The sequence below is a fragment of the Rahnella sp. AN3-3W3 genome (assembly GCF_003263545.1).
GTDB lineage: Bacteria > Pseudomonadota > Gammaproteobacteria > Enterobacterales > Enterobacteriaceae > Rahnella > Rahnella variigena.
On sequence record NZ_JYDG01000068.1, the window covers coordinates 21,471 to 48,372 of the forward strand.

Consider the following 26,902-nt stretch of genomic DNA (forward strand, 5'->3'; position numbering starts at 1 on the left):
GCATTAAGATGGACTATACGCTCACCCGCATAGACCCGGACGGTGAGAACGACCGTTACCCCCTGCAATCTCAGGAGGTCGTCGGCGATCCTCTTCAGGAACAGGTTAAACGCAGCGTCTTCATGGGAAATCTCCAGGAATCATTGCATGGCATGGTGAACTGGGGTCGTAAGAATTCCCTTTGGCCGTATAACTTCGGTCTTTCATGCTGTTACGTGGAAATGGTGACGTCATTCACTGCGGTGCATGACGTTGCGCGTTTTGGCGCAGAAGTTCTGCGTGCTTCACCACGTCAGGCTGACTTCATGGTGGTAGCCGGAACCTGCTTCACCAAAATGGCGCCGGTTATTCAGCGTTTGTACGATCAGATGCTGGAACCAAAGTGGGTCATTTCGATGGGTGCCTGTGCGAATTCCGGCGGTATGTACGATATTTATTCTGTCGTTCAGGGCGTGGATAAATTCCTGCCTGTCGATGTGTACATCCCGGGATGCCCGCCGCGTCCGGAAGCCTATATGCAGGCTCTGTTACTGCTGCAGGAATCCATCGGCAAAGAACGTCGCCCATTGTCATGGGTTGTTGGCGATCAGGGTGTTTACCGCGCGAATATGCAGTCTGAAAAAGAGCGTAAACGTGCTGAGCGTATTGCAGTGACAAATCTGCGTTCGCCGGACGAGATTTAACACTGCGGTCTGAGAGTCAACCCTGAGGGGAGGTGTTTATGAATATCCCCCTTACGGCATAAATGACCATTTAGTGTGGTGAAAAAAATATGACAGATTTGACGACGCAAGATTCCGCCCTGCCAGCATGGCATACCCGTGATCATCTCGATGATCCGGTTATCGGCGAATTGCGTAACCGTTTTGGGCCAGAGGCCTTTACTGTTCAGGCGACCCGCACCGGAATTCCCGTGGTGTGGTTCAAACGTGAACAGTTACTGGAAGCGATTACCTTTTTACGAAAACAGCCAAAACCTTATGTCATGCTTTTCGATTTGCATGGCTTTGACGAGCGTTTACGTACTCACCGCGACGGTTTACCGGCCGCGGATTTTTCCGTTTTCTATCACCTGATCTCGGTCGAGCGTAACCGCGACATCATGATCAAAGTGGCATTGGCAGAAAACGATCTTCATGTTCCGACCATCACCAAAGTGTTCCCGAACGCTAACTGGTATGAGCGCGAAACGTGGGAAATGTTCGGTATTACCTTCGATGGCCACCCGCACCTGACGCGCATCATGATGCCGCAGACCTGGGAAGGGCACCCGCTGCGTAAAGACTATCCGGCACGCGCCACCGAGTTCGATCCTTACGAGCTGACCAAGCAGAAAGAAGAACTCGAGATGGAGTCGTTGACCTTCAAGCCTGAAGACTGGGGCATGAAGCGTGGTACCGAAAATGAGGACTTCATGTTCCTCAACCTCGGTCCTAACCACCCGTCCGCGCACGGTGCTTTCCGTATCATCCTGCAGCTTGATGGTGAAGAGATTGTCGACTGTGTTCCGGACGTCGGTTATCACCACCGCGGTGCTGAGAAAATGGGGGAACGCCAGTCCTGGCACAGCTACATTCCTTATACCGACCGTATCGAATACCTCGGTGGTTGTGTTAACGAAATGCCTTACGTGCTGGCCGTTGAAAAACTCGCCGGTATCGTGACGCCGGATCGCGTTAACACCATCCGTGTCATGCTGTCTGAACTGTTCCGTATCAACAGCCATCTGCTGTACATCTCTACGTTTATTCAGGACGTGGGTGCGATGACTCCGGTGTTCTTCGCCTTTACCGATCGTCAGAAAATCTACGATCTGGTGGAAGCGATCACCGGTTTCCGTATGCACCCGGCCTGGTTCCGTATTGGTGGCGTAGCGCATGACCTGCCGAAGGGCTGGGATCGTCTGCTGCGCGAGTTCCTTGACTGGATGCCAGCGCGTCTGGATTCCTATGTCAAAGCGGCGCTGAAAAACACCATTCTGATTGGCCGTTCCAAAGGCGTAGCGGCGTATAACGCAGACGACGCTCTGGCCTGGGGCACCACCGGTGCTGGCCTGCGCGCAACGGGTATCCCGTTCGATGTGCGCAAATGGCGTCCATACTCTGGCTACGAAAACTTTGACTTTGAAGTCCCGACAGGTGATGGCGTCAGTGACTGCTATTCCCGCGTGATGCTCAAAGTGGAAGAACTGCGTCAGAGCCTGCGCATTCTGGAACAGTGCTACAAAAACATGCCGGAAGGCCCGTTCAAGGCGGATCACCCGCTGACCACGCCGCCACCGAAAGAGCGCACGCTGCAACACATCGAAACCCTGATCACGCACTTCCTGCAAGTGTCGTGGGGGCCGGTCATGCCTGCGCATGAATCTTTCCAGATGGTTGAAGCAACCAAAGGGATCAACAGCTACTACCTGACCAGTGACGGCAGCACCATGAGCTACCGCACCCGTGTCCGTACGCCAAGCTTCCCGCATTTGCAGCAGATCCCGTCCGTAATCCGTGGCAGCCTGGTATCCGACCTGATCGTGTATCTGGGCAGTATCGATTTTGTAATGTCAGATGTGGACCGCTAACGATGACAGATATCAATAAAGACTCAGAAGTTCAGTACATCAACGTCAGCGAGCCCGTAGCGCCGCCGGTGTTTGTGCTGAGCGACGCTGAACGCGAAGCGATTGAGCACGAAAAACATCACTACGAAGATGCCCGTGCGGCCTCTATCGAAGCGCTGAAGATCGTGCAAAAAGCGCGTGGCTGGGTGCCTGATGGCGCTATCTACGCGATCTCCGATGTTCTGGGCATTCCTGCCAGCGATGTTGAAGGTGTGGCGACATTCTACAGCCAAATCTTCCGTCAGCCGGTGGGTCGCCATGTGATCCGTTACTGTGACAGCGTGGTGTGCCACATCACCGGTTATCAGGGGATCCAGGCTGCTCTGGAACAACAGTTGCACATCAAGCCGGGCGAAACGACCGAAGACGGACGTTTTACCCTGCTGCCGACCTGCTGCCTCGGTAACTGTGACAAAGGCCCGTCAATGATGATTGATGAGGACACGCACAGCCATCTGACGCCAGAAGCGATCGGTTCGCTACTGGAGCGCTACGCATGACCTACATTCCAAGACACATCGAACGCACGCCAGAAATGCACCCGCTGACATGGCGTATGCGTGATGATAAGCAGCCTGTCTGGATTGACGAATACCGCAGCAAAAACGGTTACGTCGGTGCAGAAAAAGCACTTAAAGGTATGGCTCAGGAAGAAATCGTCAATCTGGTAAAAGACGCTGGCCTGAAAGGGCGTGGCGGCGCAGGTTTCTCCACCGGTCTGAAGTGGAGCCTGATGCCGAAAGACGAAAGCATGAACATCCGCTATCTGCTGTGTAACGCCGATGAGATGGAGCCGGGTACGTACAAAGACCGCATGCTGATGGAACAAATGCCGCACCTGCTGGTGGAAGGCATGTTGATCTCGGCATTCGCGCTGAAGTCTTACCGTGGTTACATCTTCCTGCGTGGCGAATACATCGAAGCGGCAGTGAATCTGCGTCGTGCGATTGCGGAAGCCACAGAAGCAGGCCTGCTGGGTAAAAATATTCTCGGTACCGGTTTTGATTTTGAACTGATTGTTCACACCGGCGCAGGGCGTTACATCTGCGGTGAAGAAACCGCACTGATTAACTCGCTGGAAGGCCGCCGTGCTAACCCGCGTTCCAAGCCACCGTTCCCGGCATCTGCCGGTGCATGGGGTAAACCGACCTGCGTTAACAACGTCGAAACCTTGTGCAACGTGCCAGCCATCCTGGAGCACGGTGTGGACTGGTACAAAGGTATGTCTGCGGGCAAAAGTGAAGATGCCGGCACCAAACTGATGGGCTTCTCTGGTCGGGTAAAAAATCCTGGCGTCTGGGAATTGCCGTTTGGGACTACCGCACGTGAAATTCTTGAAGACTATGCCGGTGGCATGCGTGATGGCCTGAAATTTAAAGCCTGGCAGCCGGGCGGGGCAGGGACAGACTTCCTGACCGCCGATCATCTGGATCTGCCGATGGACTTTGCCAGCATTGGTAAAGCCGGTAGCCGTCTGGGGACCGCACTGGCGATGGCCGTTGACCATGAAATCGGTATGGTTCCGCTGGTGCGTAACCTGGAAGAGTTCTTCGCTCGTGAATCTTGTGGCTGGTGTACACCGTGCCGCGATGGCCTGCCGTGGAGTGTGAAAATTCTTCGTGCGCTGGAACGTGGTGAAGGCCAGCCGGGGGATATCGAAACTCTCCTGCAGCTTTGCCGCCAGCTTGGCCCGGGCAAAACCTTCTGCGCACACGCGCCAGGTGCCGTGGAGCCATTGCAGAGTGCGATTAAATATTTCCGGGAAGAGTTTGAGGCGGGTATCGCCAAACAGCATTACAACAACGCACATGCGATTGCGGGCATTCAGCCGAACAATCTGCTGAAAGAGCGCTGGTAGTGAAGGCAACAGGCAGCGGACGTGAGCCCGCTGTGCGCGAATTTCCGGAACAAGGGACGCGCTGTCGAATGATATACGCCAACCCGGCAAGAATTTTTGATTAACGCCCGTTTAGACGGGCCACGTGGAAGCATGCTGACTATGGCTACGATTCATGTAGACGGCAAAGAATACGACGTAGACGGAGCGGACAACCTGTTACAGGCTTGCCTCTCTCTCGGCCTCGATATTCCTTATTTTTGCTGGCATCCGGCGCTGGGAAGCGTCGGCGCTTGCCGCCAATGTGCGGTTAAGCAATACCAAAACGCGGAAGACACGCGCGGTCGTCTGGTGATGTCATGTATGACACCGGCGTCTGATGGCACCTTCATTTCCATCGACGACTCTGAAGCGAAAGAATTCCGTGAAAGCGTCGTGGAATGGCTGATGACCAACCATCCGCACGACTGTCCGGTGTGTGAGGAAGGCGGTAACTGTCACCTGCAGGATATGACAGTCATGACCGGCCACAGTATGCGCCGTTACCGTTTCACCAAGCGTACCCATAACAACCAGGATCTCGGGCCGTTCATCTCTCATGAAATGAACCGCTGTATCGCTTGTTATCGCTGTGTCCGTTATTACAAGGATTACGCGGACGGCACGGATCTGGGTGTTTATGGCGCGCACGACAACGTCTATTTCGGTCGTCCGGAAGATGGCCCGCTGGAAAGCGAGTTCTCCGGTAACCTGGTAGAAGTGTGTCCGACCGGCGTATTCACCGATAAAACGCACTCCGAACGCTATAACCGTAAATGGGACATGCAGTTTGCGCCAAGCATCTGTCAGCAATGTTCTGTTGGCTGTAACACCAGCCCGGGTGAGCGTTACGGCGAACTGCGTCGTATCGAAAACCGTTATAACGGTACCGTAAACCATTACTTCCTGTGCGACCGTGGTCGTTTCGGTTATGGCTACGTGAACCTGAAAGATCGTCCGAAGAAACCATTGCAGCTTCGTGGTAACGACTGGATCGAACTTAACGCTGAACAGGCGATGCAGGGCGCGGCAGACATTATCCGTCAGGCGAAGAAAACCATCGGTATCGGTTCTCCGCGCGCGAGTCTGGAAAGCAACTTTGCGTTGCGCGAACTGGTTGGCGCCGAAAACTTCTATACCGGTATCAATGCGGCAGAGCAGGGGCGTCTGCAACTGATGCTGAGCGTTCTGCGCAACAGCGGTGTTCACACACCGGCGCTGCGTGAGATCGAAGAATACGATGCCGTTCTGGTGCTGGGCGAAGATCTGACTCAGACCGGTGCGCGTATCGCGTTATCTGTTCGTCAGGCCGTTAAAGGCAAAGCCCGCGCGATGGCTGCGGCTCAGCGCGTAGCCGACTGGCAAATCGCGGCAGTCCAGAACATCGGTCAGCACGCCAAACATCCGCTGTTCATCACTAACGTGGACAACACCAAACTCGACGATATCGCGGCTTATAATTACCGTGCACCGGTCGATGAGCAGGCGCGTTTCGGCTTTGCTATCGCCCATGCGCTGGATAATTCTGCGCCCGCGGTCAGCGATCTGGCTGATGGCCTGAACAAGAAAATCGACGTGATCGTGCAGGCACTGACCGGTGCGCGCAAGCCGCTGATCATCACCGGTACGAGCGCCGGTTCTGACGCCATCATCGAAGCCGCCGCGAATATCGCGAAAGCGCTGAAAGTGGCTGGCAGCGATGTCGGCATTACGTTCGTGGCTTCTGCGGCAAACAGCATCGGTCTTTCGATGATTGGTGGCGGCTCGCTGGACGAAGCACTGGAATTGCTGACCCGCGGCGAAGCCGACAGCGCGATCGTCATGGAAAATGACCTTTATCGTCAGGCGCCTGAAGCGAAAGTTGATGCGGCATTAGCGAATGTGCAGAACCTGCTGGTCGTTGACCATCAGCGTACGCGCATTATGGATAAAGCCAGCCTGATCCTGCCTGCGGCAAGTTTCGCAGAAAGCGACGGCACGCTGGTGAATCAGGAAGGCCGCGCACAGCGCTTCTTCCAGGTTTACGATCCGGCTTACTACGACACAACGGTTGCTATGCTGGAAAGCTGGCGCTGGATGCACTCGCTGCATTCCACCATCAACAGCCGCCATGTTGACTGGACGCAGCTGGATCACGTCATTGAAGCCTGCGTTGAAGCACTGCCACAGCTGAAAGGCATGGTAGAAGCTGCGCCAAACGCCAGCTTCCGTATCCGTGGTCAGAAACTGGCGCGTTCTCCGGCACGTTCCAGTGGTCGTACCGCCATGCGCGCGAACATCAGCGTTCATGAACCGCGTCAGCCGCAAGATAAAGACACCATGTTTGCCTTCTCAATGGAAGGGAACAACAGCCCGACAGCCAACCGCAATCAGGTGCCATTCGCCTGGGCGCCGGGCTGGAACTCACCACAAGCCTGGAACAAATTCCAGAGTGAAGTCGGCGGCAGTCTGCGCCATGGTGATCCGGGTGTGCGTTTGATTGAAGCAGGTGAGGGGACACTCGATTACTTCACCACTATTCCGGCTGCCTTTACTGCGCAGAGCGATAACTGGCGTGTTGCGCCTTATTATCACCTGTTCGGCAGCGAAGAAATGACACAGCGCTCTAAGGTGATCCAGCAACGTATGCCACAGGCGTATGTGATGGTTAACCCGGCAGATGCTGCGCAATTAGGGGTGAATGCAGGTTCTCAGGTGGAATTCACCTGTGCCGGTCAGACCCTCAGATTGCCGGTTCGTCTGAGTGAAACATTGAGTCAGGGCCAGGTTGGCCTGCCGCTGGGCTTGCCGGGTATTCCTCCGATACTGGTTGGCGCAACGGTTGAAAATCTGCGGGAGGCAGCACAATGAGCTGGTTTACACCTGTAGTCATTGATTCATTGATCGCTATTCTGAAAGCTGTCGTGATCCTGCTGGTTGTTGTGACCTGCGGGGCCTTTATGAGCTTCGGTGAGCGTCGCTTGCTGGGGCTGTTCCAGAACCGTTACGGACCAAACCGTGTCGGCTGGGGCGGTTCCCTGCAGCTGGTCGCTGACATGATCAAGATGTTCTTCAAGGAAGACTGGGTACCTAAATTCACCGACAAAGCCATCTTTACGCTGGCGCCGATGATTGCATTTACGTCCCTGCTGATCTCCTTTGCGATTGTTCCGGTCAGCCCGACCTGGTTCGCCGCAGACCTGAACATCGGTATTTTGTTCTTCCTGATGATGGCCGGTCTGACCGTCTATGCCGTGTTGTTCGCTGGCTGGTCCAGTAACAACAAATACTCGCTGCTGGGTGCGATGCGTGCATCCGCTCAGACGCTGAGCTACGAAGTGTTCCTTGGCTTATCGCTGATGGGCGTTGTAGCGCAGGCGGGTTCCTTCAATCTGCAAGACATCGTCATTTCTCAGTCGCACATGTGGAACATCATCCCGCAGTTCTTTGGTTTCGTGACCTTTGCGATTGCCGGTGTGGCTGTTTGTCACCGTCACCCGTTTGACCAGCCGGAAGCCGAGCAGGAACTGGCCGATGGTTACCACATTGAATATTCCGGTATGAAATTCGGTCTGTTCTTCGTGGGGGAATACATCGGTATCGTGACTGTCTCTGCGCTGATCGTCACCTTGTTCTTCGGTGGCTGGCAGGGGCCGTTCCTGTATCCGGTGATCTGGTTTGCGCTGAAAACGGCGTTCTTCATGGTGATGTTCATTTTGATCCGTGCTGCTTTACCGCGTCCCCGCTACGACCAGGTGATGTCATTTGGCTGGAAAGTTTGCCTGCCACTGACCTTGCTTAATCTGCTGGCGACCGCTGCGGTCATCTTGTACAACGCGCAATAAGGGGTGATGAAACCATGACATTGAAAGACATAGTGGTCGGGTTCGGTACCCAGGTTCGCAGCTTGTGGATGATAGGCATGCACGCCTTCGCCAAGCGCGAAACCCAGATGTACCCTGAAGTTCCGGTCAATCCACCTCCGCGTTACCGTGGCCGTATCGTGCTGACGCGCGATCCGGACGGTGAAGAGCGCTGCGTTGCCTGTAACCTGTGTGCGGTAGCCTGTCCGGTAGGCTGTATTTCTCTGCAAAAAGCAGAAATGAAAGACGGTCGCTGGTATCCGGAATTCTTCCGCATCAACTTCTCACGCTGCATTTTCTGCGGTCTGTGTGAAGAAGCTTGCCCGACAACAGCCATTCAGCTGACGCCGGACTTCGAGCTGGGCGAATTCAAACGCCAGGATCTGGTGTACGAAAAAGAAGATCTGTTGATCTCTGGGCCGGGTAAATATCCGGAATACAATTTCTACCGGATGGCCGGTATGGCGATTGACGGCAAGTCGAAAGGCGAAGCTGAAAATGAAGCCAAACCGATCAACGTCAAAGGTCTGTTGCCTTAAGGAGCCGCAAGCATGGAATTTGCATTTTATATTGCAGCCCTGGTGGCCGTGTTGGCGACGTTGCGTGTTATCACGCATACCAACCCGGTTCATGCACTGCTGTATCTGATCGTCTCTTTACTGGCGATTGCTGCGGTCTTCTTCTCGCTCGGTGCGTATTTCGCCGGTGCCCTGGAGATCATCGTTTACGCCGGCGCCATTATGGTGCTGTTCGTCTTCGTCGTGATGATGCTCAACCTCGGCAATGTCGAAGAACAGGAACGTGCATGGCTTAAACCTGCCACCTGGGTCGGACCTTCGGTTCTGTCAGTCATCCTGCTGGTGGTGATGATCATGTCAATCCTCGGCGTGCATGACCACGGCATCAAAGGCGACATGATTGACGCGAAAGCGGTGGGCATCGCGCTGTTCGGGCCTTACGTTCTGGCTGTTGAACTGGCGTCGATGTTGCTGCTGGCCGGTCTGGTCGTGGCATTCCATATTGGTCGTGAACACAAACCAGGTGAAGTCTTCGGTGACGCACCGGTCACGACCGAAATGGCAACAAAAAGAAAACCGGAGGAGAGAGCATGATCCCTCTACAACATGGTCTTATTCTGGCCGCGATCCTCTTTGTTTTGGGGCTTACCGGACTGCTGGTTCGTCGTAATTTGCTGTTTATGCTGATCAGTCTTGAAGTGATGATTAACGCGGCAGCGCTGGCGTTTATCGTGGCGGGAAGCTACTGGGGTCAGGCAGACGGGCAGGTGATGTACATTCTGGCTATCAGCCTGGCTGCGGCGGAGGCCAGTATTGGTCTGGCGTTGCTGCTGCAACTGTATCGCCGTCGCCACACTCTCAATATTGATACTGTCAGTGAGATGCGCGGATGAACTTACTCTATTTAACAATTCTGTTCCCGCTGATTGGCTTCCTGTTACTGGCCTTTTCACGCGGTCGCTGGTCTGAAAATACCTCTGCTACCATTGGCGTAGGTTCCATTGGTCTGGCAGCAGTGACCACCCTTTATGTGGGCATCAATTTCCTCAGCCAGAAAGCGGCGGGCGTGGAAGTCTTTAATCAGCATCTGTGGAACTGGATGCAGGTCGGTGACTTCAATATTCCTGTCACACTGACGCTCGACGGTTTGTCGATGACCATGCTGTCCGTGGTGACCGGCGTCGGTTTCTTCATCCACATGTTCGCTTCCTGGTACATGCGCGGTGAAGAAGGCTACTCACGCTTCTTCGCATACACCAACCTGTTTATCGCCAGCATGGTGATTCTGGTACTGGCAGACAACCTGTTGCTGATGTACCTCGGTTGGGAAGGCGTGGGTCTGTGCAGTTACCTGTTGATCGGTTTCTACTATACCCATCCGGCTAACGGCGCAGCAGCGATGAAAGCATTTATCGTGACCCGTGTGGGTGACGTGTTCCTGGCTTTCGCACTGTTCATCCTGTACCGCGAACTGGGTACGCTGAACTTCCGTGAACTGATGGTCCTGGCACCGCAGAAACTGGCAGTAGGCGACACGGCAATTACCTGGGCGACCCTGATGTTACTGGGCGGCGCAGTGGGTAAATCCGCACAGCTTCCGCTTCAGACCTGGCTGGCAGACGCCATGGCCGGTCCGACGCCGGTTTCCGCGCTGATCCACGCCGCGACTATGGTCACCGCCGGTGTTTACCTGATTGCACGTACTCATGGCCTGTTCCTGATGGCGCCTGAAATTCTGCATCTGGTGGGCATTATCGGTGCGGTCACGCTGGTTCTGGCCGGTTTCGCGGCGCTGGTGCAAACCGACATCAAACGTGTTCTCGCGTACTCGACCATGAGCCAGATTGGTTACATGTTCCTGGCGCTGGGCGTTCAGGCGTGGGATGCCGCTATCTTCCACCTGATGACGCACGCATTCTTCAAAGCACTGTTGTTCCTTTCTTCCGGTTCGGTCATTTTGGCCTGCCACCACGAACAGAACATCTTCAAAATGGGTGGATTACGTAAATCCATTCCTCTTGTCTATATCTGCTTCCTGGTCGGGGGCGCGGCGCTGTCCGCCTTACCAATCATCACTGCGGGCTTCTTCAGTAAAGATGAAATCCTCGCGGGTGCGCTGGCTAACGGCCACCTGAATCTGATGGTTGCGGGTCTGGTCGGTGCGTTTATGACCTCGCTGTACACCTTCCGCATGATCTTCATCGTCTTCCACGGCGAAGAGAAAATCAAAGCGCATGCGGGTAAAGGCATCACTCACCACCTGCCGCTGCTGGTGTTACTGGTTCTGTCCACCTTTATTGGCGCGATGATTGTTCCGCCACTGAAAGGCGTACTGCCGGATACCACTGAGCTGGCGCATGGCAGTGTGTTGACGCTGGAAATCACATCAGGCGTGATTGCAATTGCGGGCATTCTGCTGGCGGCGGCCCTGTATCTGGGGAAACGCTCGCTGGTCAACAGCATTGCGAAAAGCGCACCGGGCCGTTTCTTCACGACCTGGTGGTTCCATGCCTGGGGCTTCGACTGGCTGTACGACATGATTTTCGTGAAACCTTATTTGCTGGTTGCGAAACTCCTGCAACGTGATCCACTGAACTCAATGATGAATCTGCCTGCGCTGTTTGCCCGTCTGGGTAACCGTGGTCTGACTCTCAGCGAAAACGGTCAGGTTCGTTGGTACGTCGCGTCAATGGGGCTCGGTGCAGTCGTCGTTCTGGCGCTGCTGCTGGTGATTTAAGCCTGCATTACGGGTGTAGTTATCAATGCCGGTCTGTTGGTGTTACGGACCGGCAAGTGAAATAGCCTTCGGGCATAAAAGAAGGGAACGACACGCCATGCTATTACCTTGGCTAATATTTATCCCCTTTATCGGCGGGCTGCTGTGCTGGCAGACTGAGCGCTTTGGGAGCAAAGTACCGCGCTGGATCGCGTTAATTGCGATGGGGCTGACGCTGGCTCTTTCCGTGCAATTGTGGTTGCAGGGAGGATATTCATTAACGACGCCTGCGGGTATTCCACAGTGGCAATCCGAGTTTTCGGTGCCGTGGATCCCTCGTTTTGGCATCAGCTTCCATCTGGCGCTGGACGGTTTGTCCCTGCTGATGGTGGTTCTGACCGGTCTGTTGGGTGTTCTGGCGATCCTCTGTTCGTGGCGTGAAATCCAGAAGTATCAGGGTTTCTTTCACCTGAACTTACTGTGGATCCTCGGCGGCGTGATCGGCGTGTTCCTCGCCATCGACATGTTCCTGTTCTTCTTCTTCTGGGAAATGATGCTGGTGCCGATGTACTTCCTGATTGCCTTGTGGGGACACAAAGCGTCAGACGGTAAAACGCGTATCAGCGCAGCAACCAAATTCTTCATCTATACGCAGTCCAGCGGTCTGGTGATGTTGATTGCCATCCTTGGTCTGGTGTTTGTGCATTACAACGCCACCGGTGTGTGGACATTCAACTACGCTGACCTGCTGAAAACGCCAATGTCGCACGGTGTTGAATATCTGCTGATGCTGGGCTTCTTCATCGCCTTTGCGGTGAAAATGCCGGTTGTGCCACTGCACGGCTGGTTGCCGGATGCACACAGTCAGGCACCAACCGCCGGTTCCGTCGACTTAGCCGGTATCTTGCTGAAAACCGCGGCCTACGGGATGTTGCGTTTCTGTCTGCCACTGTTCCCGGAAGCGTCTCACCAGTTCGCACCGATTGCCATGTGGCTGGGTGTGATTGGTATCTTCTACGGTGCGTGGATGGCGTTCTGCCAGACTGATATTAAACGTCTGATTGCTTACACCTCCGTTTCGCACATGGGCTTCGTGCTGATTGCTATCTACACCGGCAGCCAGCTGGCGTACCAGGGCGCAGTTATCCAGATGATTGCACACGGTTTGTCCGCAGCCGGTATGTTCATCATCTGTGGTCAGCTGTACGAACGTCTGCATACCCGTGATATGCGCCAGATGGGCGGATTGTGGGGACGAATCAAATACCTGCCAGCGTTGTCGCTGTTCTTCGCCGTCGCTACTTTAGGGATGCCGGGTACAGGTAACTTCGTCGGTGAATTCCAGATCCTGTTCGGCAGCTACCCGGTTGTGCCGGTGATCACTGTCATCTCAACCTTTGGTCTGGTGTTCGCTTCGGTTTACTCACTGGTGATGATGCAGCGCGCTTACTACGGCAAAGCAAAATCTGACGAACCGCTGCCGGGCATGACCTCACGCGAACTGTCGATCATCTTGTTACTTGTTGTATTGCTGGTGGCGCTGGGCTTATACCCGCAGCCAATTCTGGATACTTCAAGTGCCGCGATGAGCAACATTCAGCACTGGTTCGGGTCTTCAGTTTCCACTATTTCAACGACAAGGCCGTAACTCGCCATGACATTTACACTTCAAAATCTGATCGCACTATTACCGCTGATGATCGTCGGATTGACGGTGGTGGTGGTGATGCTGTCCATTGCGTGGCGACGCGACCATTTTCTTAATGCCACACTGACAGTCATCGGGCTGAACGTTGCCTTACTTTCTCTTTACTACGTCGGGCAGGTCGGCCCGCAGGACGTCACACCGCTGCTGCGCGTTGACGGCTACTCGATGTTCTACATCGGGCTGGTGCTGCTGGCGAGTCTGGCCACCAGTACGTTTGCTTATCCCTGGCTGGCCGGTTATCCGGACAACCGCGAAGAGTTCTACCTGTTAGTTCTCATTGCGGCCATGGGCGGCATTCTGCTGGCATGCTCTAACCATCTGGCGTCAATGTTCCTCGGGATCGAACTGATTTCCCTGCCATTGTTCGGCCTGATTGGTTACGCCTACCGCCAGAAACGCTCGCTGGAAGCGGCGATCAAATACATGCTGCTGTCGGCTGCTGCGTCTTCCTTCCTGCTGTTTGGTATGGCGCTGCTGTACGCACAGTCCGGTGATTTGTCCTTTGCGTCACTGGGCAAAAACCTGGGCGACGGCGTGATGCTGCACCAGCCGCTGCTGATGGCCGGTCTGGGCATGATGATTGTTGGTCTGGGCTTCAAGCTGTCGCTGGTTCCGTTCCACCTGTGGACGCCAGACGTGTATCAGGGCGCACCTGCACCGGTTTCGACTTTCCTGGCAACCGCCAGCAAAATCGCAATCTTCGCTGTGGTGATGCGTTTGTTCCTGTACGCGCCGGTGGCTGACAGCGAATCGATTCGTATCGTGCTGGCGATTATCGCCTTCTGCTCGATTCTGGTCGGTAACCTGATGGCGATCAGCCAGAGCAACATCAAACGTCTGCTCGGTTACTCTTCCATCGCTCACCTGGGTTATCTGCTGGTGGCGCTGATTGCCGTACAAACGCATCAGCTGTCAATGGAAACCGTTGGTGTGTATCTGGCCGGTTACCTGTTCAGCAGCCTCGGTGCTTTCGGTGTGGTCAGCCTGATGTCCAGCCCGTACAAAGGCCCGGACGCAGAATCGCTGTTCTCCTACCGTGGTCTGTTCTGGCATAAGCCAATCCTGTCTGCGGTAATGACCGTGATGATGCTGTCACTGGCCGGTATTCCGATGACGCTGGGCTTTATCGGTAAGTTCTACGTGATTGCGACCGGTGTGACCGCGCATCTGTGGTGGCTGACCGGTGCTGTGGTTGTTGGTTCTGCGATTGGTCTTTACTACTACTTGCGCGTAACGGTGAGCTTGTATCTGAGCGCGCCTGAAACGCTGGTTCGTGATACGCCAAACAACTGGGCGCTCACGGCGGGTGGGGTAGTCGTACTGATTTCCGCGATTCTGGTGCTGTTGCTGGGTATCTTCCCGCAACCGCTGATTTCGCTGGTACAGATGGCGCAACCGCTGCTCTGATAAAGTCTGCAAATGCAGTCTGAAAAGCTGACGAAGCCGCTCATATGAGCGGCTTTTTTAATCGTATTAGTTGATAAATGTGATTCATATCACATTTATATGTACGTTCAGCTAAATATTACATTCATTTTGTGATCTTCCCCATTCCATTATTCCTGCCAATGCGTACACTGCGCGCTTGTTCAAATTCGTATGGAATTACACCATGAATGTTTTAGTGATGATTGCCATTACCACCGGCATCCTCTCCGGTATCTGGGGCTGGGTGGCTATCAGCCTTGGCCTGATAAGCTGGGCGGGATTCCTCGGATGCACGGCGTATTTCGCCTGTCCGCAGGGCGGGCTGCGCGGATTACTGATCAGCACGCTGACCTGTCTCAGCGGCGTGTTCTGGGCGGTAGTGATCATCGCGGGCAGCGCCATGCGTCCCGAATGGAGCATTCTGGGTTATATGCTGACCGGCATTGTCGCCTTCCTGATGTGCATTCAGGCGCGTCAGCAGTGGCTGGCGTTTGTTCCGGGCACCTTTATCGGTGCCTGTGCGACTTTCGCCGCACAGGGCGACTGGCGGCAGGTGGTGGTGTCATTGCTGGTCGGTCTGGTATTCGGTTACGCGATGAAAAACAGCGGATTATGGCTGGCGAAACAGCGCGAAAAGCAGCTGAATGGCGCTAAAAATGCCGCCATTTTACCGGACGTCAAAGGGTCAGAAGGTTCTTAAAACCCCGTTTTTACGACAGTTTTCTGATGATCTGTCGGGCATTTCAGGCGGAACTGCGCTAGGGTTAATGGCAGCATAAGTTTTTAGAAGACCCGAACACATCATAAGGAGATAACCATGGCTGACCAATTTGAGACACAGCAGAATTCGTTAGATGACGATTTGCGTATGCTGACTGAAACTCTGGAAGAAGTGCTGAAATCTTCCGGCGATAAAGCGGATGAGAAATACGTGCAAATTAAAGCACGTGCTGAAAACGCACTGAAAGACATTAAATCCCGTATTGACCCTTCCGCCCGTTCTTACTGCAAGAAAGCCCGTCACGTCGCGGAACAGACTGACAGCTATGTGCGTGAAAATCCGTGGCATGGCGTGGGCGTCGGTGCCGCCGTCGGCCTGGTTGTAGGCCTGCTGTTGCGTCGCTAATGTCATTCCTTCAGGGGCAGCGTTCTGCTGCTCCTGCTCTTAACGCATTTGATAACTCCTTTGTCTGCTCCTATACTCCCTCTTAGCTAACAGCACTCACTTCAGCTTGATCTGTCGCATATTTTCATTTTTCGTATCGCCGCATAATTCATCCGTAATTGATCCAACCCGTTTTTTGATCCAGAAGGGTATTTCTGCCCGTCACTAAACATCCGGTATGGCCCGAGGTAGCGGTGAAACAAATATCAGCAATCATTGAGCAGCTTGATACAACACTGGCAGGCGAATGGCCTGATACAGCGGGGATCCGGCAGTTCAGTTATTCTCTGCAAAAACAGCCAGACACCGGCCTGCTGGAATGGTTGTCTGCGCAACCCTGCTACCCTAAATTCTACTGGCAACAGCGTGATGGCAATGAAGAAGCCGCCGTTTGTGGCGATGCTTACGCTTTTGGCGATACGGCACAGGCGCAGGCTTTTATCCGCGAACATCAGGATGTACCTGATCTGCACATCTGGGGGCTGAACGCCTTCAATGGCGCTGACAGCTCCGCCTTTGCTGCCAATGCACTCTTTCTCCCGCGCGTCGAACTTTGCCGTCAGGGCAGCCGCTACTGGTTGCGTTGTACACTTTTCAGTGCGCATTCTTTACGTGTGGAAGCTCGCCGCACGCGTTTGTTCCTGCGATCTCTGGTTGCCAGTCAGGCTTTACCGCCGATCGCCTCCCGCGTATTACAGCACCAGCATTTACCGGCGCAGCCGCAGTGGAATCAGCTGATTACCCGCGCACTGAACTGCATTGAAGCGCAGCAATTCGACAAAGTCGTGCTGGCGCGAAAAACTACGCTGACTCTCAGCCAGCCGCTGAACGCCTGCGCATTTCTGGCTGCCAGTCGTGCGGTGAACCACCACTGCTATCACTTTATGCTGGCATTCACGCCACAACAGGCTTTCCTTGGTTCCAGCCCTGAACGCCTGTTCCTGCGCAACCACGATGAGTTATATACCGAAGCGCTGGCGGGCACCGTCGCCAACGATCCTGATGATTTTAAAGCACAGGAACTGGGCGACTGGCTGCTGAACGACGGCAAAAATCAGCGAGAAAACCTGCTGGTGGTGGATGACATTTGCCAGCGTTTGCAGGGCGGGGCGCAAACGCTCGACATCATGCCTGCCGAGATTTTACGTCTGCGCAAAGTACAGCATCTGCGCCGCAGTATTCATGGCGAACTGACGGAATCCGATGACGCCGGTTGTCTGCAACGTTTACAACCGACGGCGGCCGTCGCCGGATTGCCGCGTCAGGCAGCCCGCGAATTTATCGCTGAATTTGAGCCTTTTGACCGCGAATGGTATGCCGGTTCCGCCGGGTACATCAGCGCTGAACAGACGGAGTTTACCGTCGCACTACGTTCTGCGGCGGTGAAAGGACATCATCTGGAACTCTACGCTGGCGCGGGAATTGTCGCGGGTTCTGACGCTGCACAGGAATGGCAGGAAATCGAAAACAAAGCCGCAGGTCTGCGTACTTTGCTGGAAGAGCACTACACGCCTGCCGTTCAGGCCGGATAATCCTTTGCCGGAGTAAGTTGACCATGTCTGTTGCCGTTTTTAACCGCCGCTGGGCGACGCTGCTCCTCGAAACACTGACCCGCCATCAGGTGCAACACGTTTGCATTGCGCCCGGTTCCCGCTCCACGCCGCTGACCCTTGCCGCCGCAGCGCATCCGCACCTTATCTGCCATACCCATTTTGATGAACGTGGCCTCGGCCATCTGGCGCTCGGGCTGGCAAAAGCCAGCGGGCAGCGTGTGGCGATCATTGTCACCTCCGGCACAGCAGTAGCCAATCTTTATCCGGCGCTGATCGAAGCCGGGCTGACCGGCGAAAAGCTGGTATTGCTCACTGCCGATCGTCCGCCGGAGCTTATCGATTGTGGCGCGAATCAGGCTATCCGCCAGACCGGCATGTTTGCCAGCCATCCTGTACACACCCTGGATTTGCCGCGTCCGACGCCGGAAATCAGCGCCCGCTGGCTGGTCTCCGCGCTGGATAATGCACTGGCGCAGCAGACACACGGCGCGGTGCATATTAATTGTCCGTTCGCCGAACCGCTGTATGGTGAAGACAACGGTGAACATCTGGACTGGTTGCAACCGCTGGGCGACTGGTGGCAGGGGCATCAGCCGTGGCTGAATTATTCGCCGGTTGAGCATACGACCGCACAGCCAGACTGGTTTTCCTGGCGGCAAAAGCGCGGCGTGATTATTGCCGGTCGCATTTCAGCACAGGAAAGCGAGTCCGTCGCCCGCTGGGCTGAAGTGCTTGGCTGGCCGCTGATCAGCGACGTTCAGGCTTCAACGGGTAACCCGCTTCCCTGTGCCGATCTTTGGCTGGCTTCACCGCAGGCGCAGGCTGTGCTGGCACGCGCTCAGCTGGTGATTCAGTTTGGCGGCGGTTTAACCGGTAAACGTTTACTGCAATGGCAGGCAGCGTGTGAACCCGAGGAATACTGGCTGATTGATACGCTGCCGGGCCGTCAGGATCCGGCGCAGCACCGTGGCCGCAGGATACAGGCGACCGTCGCTGACTGGTTGCTGACGCATCCGGCTCAGCCACAGCCTGACTGGGCGGAAGAGCTTGGATCCTGTTCGCAACGTGCCAGTCAGGCGGTGAAAACTTATCTCGATGGTACTTTTGGAGAGGCCGCCGCCGCATGGCAGCTTCCGGCATTATTGCCCGCGCACGGCCAGTTATTCCTCGGCAACAGCCTGATTGTCCGGCTGGTCGATGCCTTTGCAAAACTGCCCGCCGGTTATCCTGTTTATGCCAATCGCGGCGCAAGCGGTATTGATGGTTTGCTTTCCACCGCTGCGGGCGTGCAGCGCGCAACTTGCAAACCGACGCTGGTGCTGCTCGGCGATATCTCTGCGCTGTATGATTTGAACGCACTGGCGCTAATGCGTCAGTGCTCAGCGCCAACCGTCATCATTATCGTTAACAACAACGGCGGACAGATTTTCTCGCTGCTGCCGACGCCGGAAGCTGAGCGCCAGCGATTTTACTGCATGCCGCAGAACGTCAGTTTCAGTCACGCGGCGGCGATGTTTGGTCTTGATTATGCCAGCCCGACATCAGTGCCTGCGCTGTATCAGGCTGTCAGCGAATGCTGGCAGCACGGAGGCGTGAAGCTGATCGAGCTGAAAGTCAGCGAGACGGACGGAGCAGAAAGCCTGCGCACGCTGGTCCGCCAGATGAGCGCATCATGACGCTGGCCTGCACATCTTTAAATGCCGGAGCCACAGGCCGTCCGTGGCTGGTATTTCTCCATGGCCTGCTGGGCAGCGCGCAAGACTGGCAGCCGTTACAGGCGTCGCTCGAAGGCTGGCCTTGTCTGTTTATCGATTTGCCGGGACACGGGCGTTCAGCGCAATTAACCGCCGCCGGTTTTGCGGATGTCAGCCAGTTACTGACCGATACTTTGCATCAGCAGGGGATATCGTCGTACTGGCTTATTGGCTACTCGCTCGGCGGACGCATCAGTTTGTATCACGCGTGCCAGGGGGATCGCAGCGGATTGCAGGGCGTGCTGGTCGAAGGTGCGCATCCCGGGCTGACCTGTCAGGCCGAACGCGCGCAGCGTCGTCATCACGATCAGCAATGGTCGAAGCGTTTTTTGCAACTGCCGTGGAAACAGGCGCTCGCCAGCTGGTATCGCCAGCCGGTGTTTTCCGGCCTGACCGATGAACAGCGACAGCAGCTGATTTTGCTGCGGGAAAACAACAATCCGCACACCGTGGCTGCGATGCTTACGGCGACATCGCTTTCTGTCCAACCCGATTTGCGCGGACAACTGCATCAGCTTTCGCTGCCCCTGATCTGGTTATGCGGCAGTCATGACACCAAATTTATTCATCTCGCGCAGAATTCCGGTTTCGAACTGCGCACTATCGCCAATGCCGGGCATAACGCCCACCGTGAAAATCCGGCGGAATTTGTCCGTCAGGCGCTGGCATTTATTACTTCACCTGTCTTAAAGGACGTTGCACATGATTTATCCTGATGAAAAAGAACTTTACGCGCCGGTCGAATGGCGTGACTGCACCGGTGAGTTTGAAGATATTCGTTATCACAAATCCACCGATGGCATCGCTAAAATCACTATCAACCGCCCTCAGGTGCGTAATGCCTTCCGCCCGCTGACGGTGAAAGAAATGATCCGCGCCCTCGATGACGCCCGTAACGACGAAGGTATCGGTGTGATCGTGCTGACCGGTGAAGGCGAGAAAGCCTTCTGTGCCGGTGGTGACCAGAAAGTCCGTGGCGACTACGGCGGCTATCAGGATGCCAGCGGCGTGCATCATCTGAATGTGCTGGATTTTCAGCGCCAGATCCGCACCTGCCCGAAACCGGTTGTGGCGATGGTGGCGGGTTATTCCATCGGCGGTGGCCACGTGCTGCATATGATGTGCGACCTGACGATTGCGGCAGATAATGCCATCTTCGGCCAGACCGGCCCGAAAGTCGGATCCTTCGACGGCGGCTGGGGCGCATCCTATATGGCGCGCATCGTCGGCCAGAAAAAAGCCCGTGAAATCTGGTTCCTGTGCCGTCAGTACGACGCTAAAGCCGCGCTGGAGATGGGACTGGTCAACACCGTGGTTCCGCTGGCGGATCTGGAAAAAGAAACCGTGCGCTGGTGTCGTGAAATGCTGGAAAACAGCCCGATGGCGCTGCGTTGCCTGAAAGCGGCTCTGAACGCGGATTGCGACGGTCAGGCCGGTTTGCAGGAACTGGCGGGTAACGCCACCATGCTGTTCTACATGACTGACGAAGGTCAGGAAGGCCGCAACGCGTTTAACGAAAAACGCCAGCCGGACTTTAGCAAATTTAAGCGGAATCCATAATGCGCCGCGCCACGGTGTACCGGTATTGCCTGCCGATGGAAGCGGGCGTGGTGCTGCGCAACCAGCGTCTCAAAACGCGCGACGGGCTGCTGGTTTCATTGTGGCAGGACGATAAAACTGGCTGGGGCGAGATTGCGCCGCTGCCCGGATTTAGTCAGGAAGATTTGCCTCAAGCGCAAGAAGCCGTTCAGCATGGCCTGAGTCAGTGGATACAGGGCGCGTCGCTGACGGCGGTTGCCTCAGCATTCAGCGCGTTGCCTTCAGTGGCTTTCGGGCTGAGCTGTGCCGATGCCGAACTGCGCGATGAACTGCCGCAGGTGCTGAGTACGCGCTGTGCGCCTTTGTGCCACGGTGATCCGAATGAGCTTTATGCGCGTCTCGGTGCATTACCCGCAGATGCGCATGGCCGCAAGGTCGCCAAAGTAAAAGTCGGACTGTACGAATCTGTCGGCGACGGCCTGAATGTCAGTATGCTGCTGGAAGCCTTACCGGATTTGCATCTGCGTCTCGATGCTAACCGCAGCTGGACGCCGGTGAAAGCCGCAGGATTTGCCCGCCATGTTGCGCCGGAACTGCGGTCCCGCATCACGTTTATCGAAGAACCCTGCCCGACCCGCGAACAGTCCCGCGACTTTGCCCGTCTGACCGGTATCGCAATCGCCTGGGATGAAAGCGTGCGCGAAGCCGGTTTTACCGTGCAGGCTGAGCCCGGTGTGGCGGCTATCATCATTAAACCTACGCTCACCGGTAGTCTGATGCGTTGTCGTCAGCTGATAGCGCAGGCGCACGCCGCCGGGCTGGAAGCGGTGATCAGCTCATCCATTGAATCCAGTCTGGGACTGACACAACTGGCGCGTATTGCGCAGTGGCTGACACCAGATGCGGTTCCCGGTCTGGATACGCTGGATCTGATGCAGGCGCAGCTGGTCCGCCGCTGGCCGGATTCCGCGCTTCCGCTGACCGATGTTTCTGCGCTGGAGATTGTATGGCAGAGCAGATAGAGAAGCAGATAAATAGTATGGCAGAGCAAATAATGTCGGACTGGCCGTGGCGTCAGAGGTCTGCGCAAACTCCTTTTGCGGTGGCGCTCAAAGCCGGAGACGTCAGCTGGTGCTGGCGCGATTTACAGCACCGCGTTGATTCGCTGGCCGCCGGATTTATTGCGCAGGGCGTGACGGAAGGCACCGGCGTGGTGTTGCGCAGTAAAAATAATCTGGATGCGTTGCTGTGTTATCTGGCGCTGTTACAGACCGGTGCGCGTTTATTGCCGCTTAATCCGCAACTGCCTCAGACGTTATGCGATGAACTGCTTTCTCAGCTTAATATTGATTTTATGCTCGACCTGGCTGAAACGGCGCTGGGTTTAAATATCCCCGCGCTTTCGCTGCAAAATGCCTGGTCCGTCAGCGCCGTCGCATGGCAACCGGATCGCGTGGCAACCCTGACGCTGACCTCCGGCTCCACGGGTTTACCAAAAGCCGCCGCGCATACAGCCTCCGCTCATCTCGCCAGTGCGGCCGGGGTGCTGGGGCTGATTAATTTCACACAGCACGACAGCTGGCTGCTCTCGTTGCCTCAATTCCACGTTTCCGGACAGGGCATCATCTGGCGCTGGTTGCTGGCTGGCGCGACGCTGGTGCTGGCCGACGGACAACCGTTTGAAGCGGCGCTGCAAGAATGCAGCCATGCCTCACTGGTGCCGACTCAACTGTGGCGCCTGCTCAAAGGCACGCCGTTGTCTGAAAAACTCAAAGACGTCCTGCTGGGGGGCGCGCAGATCCCGCCGGAATTAACCCTGCAAGCAGAACGCGCCGGTATCCGCTGCTGGTGCGGATATGGCATGACCGAAACGGCGTCGACCGTGACGGCGAAACGGGCAGATGGATCTGCGGGCGTCGGGCTGCCGCTCAGCGGTAAAGACGTCAAAATCGTCGATCAGGAAGTCCTGATCCGCAGCGACAGTCTGGCCTGCGGTTACTGGAAAAATGGCGCGCTGACGCCGGTTGTCAGTACTGACGGCTGGTTACATACGCGTGACCGGGGAGAATGGCGGGATGGTGAACTGCTGATCGCCGGGCGGCTGGATAATCTCTTTTTCAGCGGCGGGGAAGGGATACAGCCTGAAGATATCGAGAAAGTGCTGGTAAGCCATCCGCAGGTTTCTCAGGCGTTTGTGGTACCGGTGGAAGACGAGCAATTTGGACAGCGGCCGGTCGCCGTGCTCGAAGCACAAGCCGGGCTGCTGTATGAGGAACTCAATCTCTGGCTGAGCAATAAACTCCCGCGCTTTCAGCTACCGGTGGCTTATCATTCGCTGCCTGAAACTCTGGCACAGGGCGGGATTAAAATCTCGCGGGCCAGCGTCCGCCAGTGGATAGCCATGCTTTCGTAAAATATGCTTTTGCAGAAAACATTCTTTTGTAAAAAATAGAAAGGGCCGCGCATTGCGGCCCTTGTCATGTATGCGGCGCTAAAATCAGTCTTTCAGGGCTTTCTCAACACCTGCGCCATAAGCCGGGTCGACTTTATAGAACAGTGCGACCTGACGTGCCTGCGTGTCCGGCGACGCATGTTTCAGCTCACCGGCAATGCGCGCAAACATGCGCTGATGTTCGGCCTCAGACAGCAAATTGAACAGCAGACGCGGCTGGGTGAAGTAATCGTCATCTTCACGGTGATTCCAGTGATCGGCCGCGCCTTCAATGCTCAGTGGCGGTTCGCTGAAATCAGGTTGTTCCTGGAACAGACCGGCGTTGTTCGGTTCGTACGTCACGCCGTTGCCGCTGTTACCGTCCACACGCATTGCGCCGTCACGATGATAATTATGGAACGGGCATTTTGGCGCGTTCACTGGGATCTGATGATGGTTCACACCCAGACGGTAGCGGTGCGCGTCGCCGTAGGAGAACAGACGTCCCTGTAACATGCGATCTGGTGAGAAACCAATACCAGGGACCACATTCGCCGGGCTCATGGCGACCTGTTCCACTTCGGCAAAGTAGTTTTCCGGATTGCGGTTCAGTTCGAATTCACCGACTTCGATCAGCGGATAATCGCTGTGCAGCCAGACTTTAGTCAGGTCAAACGGGTTGTACGGCAGTTTTGAGGCGTCCGCTTCCGGCATGATTTGCACGAACAGCTTCCAGCGCGGGAAATCGCCACGTTCAATCGCTTCGTACAGGTCACGCTGGGAGCTTTCGCGGTCGGTGCCCACCATTTTTTCTGCTTCATCGTCCATCAGGTTTTCAATACCCTGCTGGCAGCGGAAGTGGAATTTCACCCAGAAACGTTCATTTTCAGCATTAATAAAGCTGAATGTATGGCTGCCGAAACCGTGAATATGACGGTAAGAGGCGGGCAGACCGCGGTCACTGACGTCGATGGTCAGCTGATGCAGGGCTTCCGGAAGATGCGAGAAGAAGTCCCATTTATACGCCGGATTACGCAAGTTAGTGCGCGGGTCACGTTTAACGACGTGGTTCAGGTCAGGGAATTTCAGCGGGTCACGCAGATAAAACACCGGCGTATTATTGCCGACTAAATCCCAGTTACCTTCTTCGGTGTAAAACTTCATTGAGAAACCGCGGATATCACGCTCTGCATCTGCCGCACCGCGTTCACCGGCCACCGTTGAGAAACGGATAAACATGTCAGTTTGCTTGCCAATTTCGGAGAAGATTTTCGCGCGGGTGTAAGCGGTAATATCGTGGGTGACGGTAAATGTACCGTGAGCGCCGGAACCTTTCGCGTGCATACGGCGCTCAGGGATCACTTCGCGGTCGAAGTGCGCTAATTTCTCAAGAAACCAGACATCCTGCAGAAGTAACGGGCCACGGCGACCCGCCGTTATTACGTTATTATTATCGACGACGGGCGCGCCAGCGGCAGTAGTTAAACCTTTCTTGGTCATAACAAATTCCTTCCAGTGAAAACGGGGTGTGTAGGTAAAAGAAGCGTTCTAGATCGTTAACATTCCGTGTTTGCGGGTTGCTCTCCTAAGCCAAATTAACTCTACCCATTACAAATAAACCATATGTTGATCAGGGGCAAATAGGTGGGAGTTATCATTTCGACGGGAAAACTTCTTTTCATCAATGAGAACGATGTTTCTTACAATTTTCTATGCTCCGCTGAATGTTTAAAAGTCCCAAAAAGTTGTTACAACAGAGTGAATTGCTTTAGACTTCGAGCGGAAGATTTAATGTCGTTTAGCTATTATTTGGGAAAAATAATGAAAAAGATCCTTGTCGCTGGCGCCGCTGCCAGCCTGATGTTTGCCGCGGCTTCTGCGAACGCCATTAGTGTTAACGGTGAAGTCGGCGAACACTACACGCACCTGGGCGTGGGCTTTGGTACCACTTCTCCGGGACTGGCTCTGAGCGGTGACTACACTCACAACGATGACGACGGTGATGTGGCTGGCGTTGGTTTAGGTTACAACATTCCTTTAGGGCCTTTCATGGCAACCGTTGGCGGTAAAGGTCTGTATACCAATCCGAAAGACGGTGACGAAGGTTACGCGGCTGCGGTCGGCGGTGGTCTGCAATTGCCAATTGCAAAAATGTTCACCCTGTACGGTGACTATTACTATTCCCCGGATTCACTCTCCAGCGGCATCGCAAACTATGAAGAAGCGAACGCAGGCATCCGTCTGACCGCCATTCCACTGGTGACCGTGAGCGTGGGTTACCGCTACATGGCGATGGATGGCAAAGACGGCAACCGCGACAACGTGGTGGCAGACGGCGCATACCTCGGCGGCGCGATTAATTTCTGATTTTGTCTGAAGCAAAATCCTGAGGCTCGCATTCGTGCGGGCCTTTTTGTTTTCTGCCGTATGGAGATTGTTTTTCTCTCTCAGCCTTTCTACAGTGGAATGACAAAAAAACAGAAGGAGAACGGGATGCTTAGGGTTGAGATGCTGAGTACGGGTGATGAAGTGCTGCACGGCCAGATTGTGGATACCAATTCGGCGTGGCTGGCGAATTATCTGTTCGAACAGGGTTTACCGATGACCAGCCGTGAAACCGTGGGCGACAGCCTGGACGCGCTGGTGGCTGTTCTCGAAGAACGCAGCCATATCGCCGATGTGCTGATCGTGAACGGCGGCTTAGGGCCAACGACGGATGATTTAAGCGCGCTGGCTGCGGCGAAAGCCTGCGGCGTTGAGCTGGTTGAAGATGCCGGCTGGATTAAAACCATGCAGGCGTTCTTTAACGAACGTGGCCGCCCGATGGCCGAATCTAATCGTAAACAGGCGCAGATCCCTGCCAACGCTGAGTTGCTGGATAACCCGGTCGGTACCGCCTGTGGCTTCAGTGTGAAGCTCAACCGTTGCCAGATATTCTTCACTCCGGGCGTTCCTTCAGAATTCAAAGTGATGGTGGAGCAGCAAATCGTTCCGCGTCTGCATAAACAATTTCCGGCGCTGGAAGCCCCGCTGTGTCTGCGTCTCACGACGTTTGGTCGCGGTGAAAGTGATCTTGCGACGGAGCTGGATAAACTCGAACTGCCGGAAGGCGTGGTGATGGGTTACCGTTCTTCTTCACCGATTATCGAGCTGAAAGTCACCGGCCCGCGCTCGCAGGAAGCCGCCATGCACAAAGCATTTGAGCGCGTGCGCGAAGTGGCGGGGGAGAGCACCATTTTCGAAGGACTCGGCAGCCTGCCGGATCGTCTGGCGGAGCGTCTGCTGGCGCAGGATTTACGTCTGGCGGTCAGCGAAAGTTTCACCGGTGGCCTGCTGAACTGGCGTCTGCAAAGCGCAGGCGTTCCGCTGGTCAACGGCGAGTTATTGCCACAGGGCGACGAAGCCTCACCAGAGAAATCTCTCGAATGCCTGCTGGCGCGCGCGCAGAGTCTGGCAGAAAACACCGGCGCACAACTGGCTCTTGCCGTCGGTGCGCTGTCAGGGGATCAACTCAGTCTGGCGCTTCATACGCCATCCGGCACCAGCGGATTAACCATTCGTTATACCGCCACGCGTCACGGTCTGGCATTACGGCAGGAGACGATGGCAATGGTGGCGATGGATCTTCTCAGGCGTTACCTGAACGGATGGGAACCGGTGGCGGATTATCCGTGGTTGGATCGGGTCGCTAAGGTTTAGCTTTTACAAAAGCCAGGTCAAGACCTTGGGTTGCCACCCAAACTGGCCTTAAGATCAAGGTC

Annotated in this window: 23 protein-coding genes; 22 read left to right on the forward strand and 1 reads right to left on the reverse strand. The window is 55.3% G+C overall.

What is annotated here, in order from left to right; translation table 11 throughout:
* Nucleotides 1-8: 8 nt before the first annotated feature.
* From UC15_RS18260 to menE, 20 genes are all read left to right on the forward strand, one after another.
* Nucleotides 9-683, forward strand: coding sequence for an NADH-quinone oxidoreductase subunit B family protein (locus UC15_RS18260; RefSeq protein WP_013574590.1), 675 nt, complete (start codon nt 9-11; stop codon nt 681-683).
* An 89-nt stretch (nt 684-772) separates the two neighbouring features.
* Nucleotides 773-2,572 (forward strand): NADH-quinone oxidoreductase subunit C/D, encoded by a 1,800-nt coding sequence (nuoC, locus tag UC15_RS18265; protein WP_112289927.1) that lies wholly within the window; start codon nt 773-775, stop codon nt 2,570-2,572.
* 2 nt (nt 2,573-2,574) lie between these two features.
* Nucleotides 2,575-3,111 carry an NADH-quinone oxidoreductase subunit NuoE gene (gene nuoE, locus UC15_RS18270; RefSeq protein ID WP_226790007.1) on the forward strand — a complete coding sequence of 179 codons (537 nt, stop codon included), beginning with the start codon at nt 2,575-2,577 and terminating at the stop codon, nt 3,109-3,111.
* Nucleotides 3,108-4,469: an NADH-quinone oxidoreductase subunit NuoF gene (gene nuoF, locus UC15_RS18275; protein ID WP_112289929.1), complete on the forward strand. Its 1,362-nt coding sequence runs from the start codon at nt 3,108-3,110 to the stop codon at nt 4,467-4,469. The genes nuoE and nuoF overlap by 4 nt, the downstream gene beginning before the upstream one ends.
* 141 nt (nt 4,470-4,610) lie before the next feature.
* A complete protein-coding gene (nuoG, locus tag UC15_RS18280) occupies nt 4,611-7,337 on the forward strand; it encodes an NADH-quinone oxidoreductase subunit NuoG (protein WP_112289958.1) in 2,727 nt (908 codons plus the stop codon).
* A complete protein-coding gene (nuoH, locus tag UC15_RS18285) occupies nt 7,334-8,311 on the forward strand; it encodes an NADH-quinone oxidoreductase subunit NuoH (protein WP_112289931.1) in 978 nt (325 codons plus the stop codon). Before nuoG ends, nuoH begins: the two co-directional genes overlap by 4 nt.
* Nucleotides 8,312-8,325: 14 nt before the next feature.
* A complete protein-coding gene (gene nuoI, locus UC15_RS18290) occupies nt 8,326-8,868 on the forward strand; it encodes an NADH-quinone oxidoreductase subunit NuoI (RefSeq protein WP_112289933.1) in 543 nt (180 codons plus the stop codon).
* Between the two features lie 12 nt (nt 8,869-8,880).
* Entirely contained in the window at nt 8,881-9,441 is a 561-nt protein-coding gene (gene nuoJ, locus UC15_RS18295; RefSeq protein WP_112289935.1) for an NADH-quinone oxidoreductase subunit J, read from the forward strand.
* A complete protein-coding gene (nuoK, locus tag UC15_RS18300; RefSeq protein ID WP_004936014.1) occupies nt 9,438-9,740 on the forward strand; it encodes an NADH-quinone oxidoreductase subunit NuoK in 303 nt (100 codons plus the stop codon). The genes nuoJ and nuoK overlap by 4 nt, the downstream gene beginning before the upstream one ends.
* Nucleotides 9,737-11,584: an NADH-quinone oxidoreductase subunit L gene (gene nuoL / locus UC15_RS18305; protein ID WP_112289936.1), complete on the forward strand. Its 1,848-nt coding sequence runs from the start codon at nt 9,737-9,739 to the stop codon at nt 11,582-11,584. The genes nuoK and nuoL overlap by 4 nt, the downstream gene beginning before the upstream one ends.
* Nucleotides 11,585-11,681: 97 nt before the next feature.
* Entirely contained in the window at nt 11,682-13,211 is a 1,530-nt protein-coding gene (nuoM, locus tag UC15_RS18310; protein WP_112289938.1) for an NADH-quinone oxidoreductase subunit M, read from the forward strand.
* Between the two features lie 6 nt (nt 13,212-13,217).
* Nucleotides 13,218-14,678: an NADH-quinone oxidoreductase subunit NuoN gene (gene nuoN / locus UC15_RS18315; protein WP_112289939.1), complete on the forward strand. Its 1,461-nt coding sequence runs from the start codon at nt 13,218-13,220 to the stop codon at nt 14,676-14,678.
* A gap of 205 nt (nt 14,679-14,883) precedes the next feature.
* Nucleotides 14,884-15,399: a DUF1097 domain-containing protein gene (locus UC15_RS18320; RefSeq protein WP_112289941.1), complete on the forward strand. Its 516-nt coding sequence runs from the start codon at nt 14,884-14,886 to the stop codon at nt 15,397-15,399.
* A gap of 117 nt (nt 15,400-15,516) precedes the next feature.
* The gene (locus UC15_RS18325; protein WP_112289943.1) at nt 15,517-15,825 is read left to right on the forward strand and encodes a DUF883 family protein; all 309 of its coding nucleotides are present in this window, start codon (nt 15,517-15,519) and stop codon (nt 15,823-15,825) included.
* Between the two features lie 233 nt (nt 15,826-16,058).
* Entirely contained in the window at nt 16,059-17,396 is a 1,338-nt protein-coding gene (menF, locus tag UC15_RS18330; RefSeq protein ID WP_112289944.1) for an isochorismate synthase MenF, read from the forward strand.
* A gap of 23 nt (nt 17,397-17,419) precedes the next feature.
* Nucleotides 17,420-19,093, forward strand: a complete 1,674-nt coding sequence (gene menD / locus UC15_RS18335; RefSeq protein ID WP_112289946.1) for a 2-succinyl-5-enolpyruvyl-6-hydroxy-3-cyclohexene-1-carboxylic-acid synthase — start codon at nt 17,420-17,422, stop codon at nt 19,091-19,093.
* On the forward strand, nt 19,090-19,887 hold the full coding sequence (menH, locus tag UC15_RS18340; RefSeq protein ID WP_112289948.1) for a 2-succinyl-6-hydroxy-2,4-cyclohexadiene-1-carboxylate synthase: 798 nt from the start codon (nt 19,090-19,092) through the stop codon (nt 19,885-19,887). The genes menD and menH overlap by 4 nt, the downstream gene beginning before the upstream one ends.
* Nucleotides 19,874-20,731 carry a 1,4-dihydroxy-2-naphthoyl-CoA synthase gene (menB, locus tag UC15_RS18345; RefSeq protein WP_112289949.1) on the forward strand — a complete coding sequence of 286 codons (858 nt, stop codon included), beginning with the start codon at nt 19,874-19,876 and terminating at the stop codon, nt 20,729-20,731. Before menH ends, menB begins: the two co-directional genes overlap by 14 nt.
* Nucleotides 20,731-21,732, forward strand: coding sequence for an o-succinylbenzoate synthase (gene menC / locus UC15_RS18350; RefSeq protein ID WP_112289951.1), 1,002 nt, complete (start codon nt 20,731-20,733; stop codon nt 21,730-21,732). The genes menB and menC overlap by 1 nt, the downstream gene beginning before the upstream one ends.
* A gap of 17 nt (nt 21,733-21,749) precedes the next feature.
* The gene (menE, locus tag UC15_RS18355) at nt 21,750-23,123 is read left to right on the forward strand and encodes an o-succinylbenzoate--CoA ligase (RefSeq protein WP_112289953.1); all 1,374 of its coding nucleotides are present in this window, start codon (nt 21,750-21,752) and stop codon (nt 23,121-23,123) included.
* 84 nt (nt 23,124-23,207) lie between these two features.
* On the opposite strand, the gene UC15_RS18360 is transcribed toward menE, so the two are convergent.
* Complete coding sequence (locus tag UC15_RS18360; RefSeq protein ID WP_112289954.1) at nt 23,208-24,641, reverse strand: catalase; 1,434 nt, start codon at nt 24,639-24,641, stop codon at nt 23,208-23,210.
* Nucleotides 24,642-24,962: 321 nt separating this feature from the next.
* Here UC15_RS18360 and UC15_RS18365 point away from each other — a divergent pair, with 321 nt between their 5' ends.
* Both UC15_RS18365 and UC15_RS18370 read left to right on the forward strand, forming a co-directional pair.
* Complete coding sequence (locus tag UC15_RS18365) at nt 24,963-25,508, forward strand: YfaZ family outer membrane protein (RefSeq protein ID WP_112289960.1); 546 nt, start codon at nt 24,963-24,965, stop codon at nt 25,506-25,508.
* A gap of 126 nt (nt 25,509-25,634) precedes the next feature.
* Entirely contained in the window at nt 25,635-26,840 is a 1,206-nt protein-coding gene (locus UC15_RS18370) for a nicotinamide mononucleotide deamidase-related protein YfaY (protein ID WP_112289956.1), read from the forward strand.
* Nucleotides 26,841-26,902: the final 62 nt, after the last annotated feature.

Bases quoted from the DNA above. Each gene is read 5' to 3' on its own strand.
- UC15_RS18260 (WP_013574590.1), top strand. From the start codon at position 9: ATGGACTATACGCTCACCCGCATAGACCCGGACGGTGAGAACGACCGT.
- nuoC (WP_112289927.1), top strand. From the start codon at position 773: ATGACAGATTTGACGACGCAAGATTCCGCCCTGCCAGCATGGCATACC.
- nuoE (WP_226790007.1), top strand. From the start codon at position 2,575: ATGACAGATATCAATAAAGACTCAGAAGTTCAGTACATCAACGTCAGC.
- nuoF (WP_112289929.1), top strand. From the start codon at position 3,108: ATGACCTACATTCCAAGACACATCGAACGCACGCCAGAAATGCACCCG.
- nuoG (WP_112289958.1), top strand. From the start codon at position 4,611: ATGGCTACGATTCATGTAGACGGCAAAGAATACGACGTAGACGGAGCG.
- nuoH (WP_112289931.1), top strand. From the start codon at position 7,334: ATGAGCTGGTTTACACCTGTAGTCATTGATTCATTGATCGCTATTCTG.
- nuoI (WP_112289933.1), top strand. From the start codon at position 8,326: ATGACATTGAAAGACATAGTGGTCGGGTTCGGTACCCAGGTTCGCAGC.
- nuoJ (WP_112289935.1), top strand. From the start codon at position 8,881: ATGGAATTTGCATTTTATATTGCAGCCCTGGTGGCCGTGTTGGCGACG.
- nuoK (WP_004936014.1), top strand. From the start codon at position 9,438: ATGATCCCTCTACAACATGGTCTTATTCTGGCCGCGATCCTCTTTGTT.
- nuoL (WP_112289936.1), top strand. From the start codon at position 9,737: ATGAACTTACTCTATTTAACAATTCTGTTCCCGCTGATTGGCTTCCTG.
- nuoM (WP_112289938.1), top strand. From the start codon at position 11,682: ATGCTATTACCTTGGCTAATATTTATCCCCTTTATCGGCGGGCTGCTG.
- nuoN (WP_112289939.1), top strand. From the start codon at position 13,218: ATGACATTTACACTTCAAAATCTGATCGCACTATTACCGCTGATGATC.
- UC15_RS18320 (WP_112289941.1), top strand. From the start codon at position 14,884: ATGAATGTTTTAGTGATGATTGCCATTACCACCGGCATCCTCTCCGGT.
- UC15_RS18325 (WP_112289943.1), top strand. From the start codon at position 15,517: ATGGCTGACCAATTTGAGACACAGCAGAATTCGTTAGATGACGATTTG.
- menD (WP_112289946.1), top strand. From the start codon at position 17,420: ATGTCTGTTGCCGTTTTTAACCGCCGCTGGGCGACGCTGCTCCTCGAA.
- menH (WP_112289948.1), top strand. From the start codon at position 19,090: ATGACGCTGGCCTGCACATCTTTAAATGCCGGAGCCACAGGCCGTCCG.
- menB (WP_112289949.1), top strand. From the start codon at position 19,874: ATGATTTATCCTGATGAAAAAGAACTTTACGCGCCGGTCGAATGGCGT.
- menC (WP_112289951.1), top strand. From the start codon at position 20,731: ATGCGCCGCGCCACGGTGTACCGGTATTGCCTGCCGATGGAAGCGGGC.
- menE (WP_112289953.1), top strand. From the start codon at position 21,750: ATGGCAGAGCAAATAATGTCGGACTGGCCGTGGCGTCAGAGGTCTGCG.
- UC15_RS18360 (WP_112289954.1), bottom strand. From the start codon at position 24,641: ATGACCAAGAAAGGTTTAACTACTGCCGCTGGCGCGCCCGTCGTCGAT.
- UC15_RS18365 (WP_112289960.1), top strand. From the start codon at position 24,963: ATGAAAAAGATCCTTGTCGCTGGCGCCGCTGCCAGCCTGATGTTTGCC.
- UC15_RS18370 (WP_112289956.1), top strand. From the start codon at position 25,635: ATGCTTAGGGTTGAGATGCTGAGTACGGGTGATGAAGTGCTGCACGGC.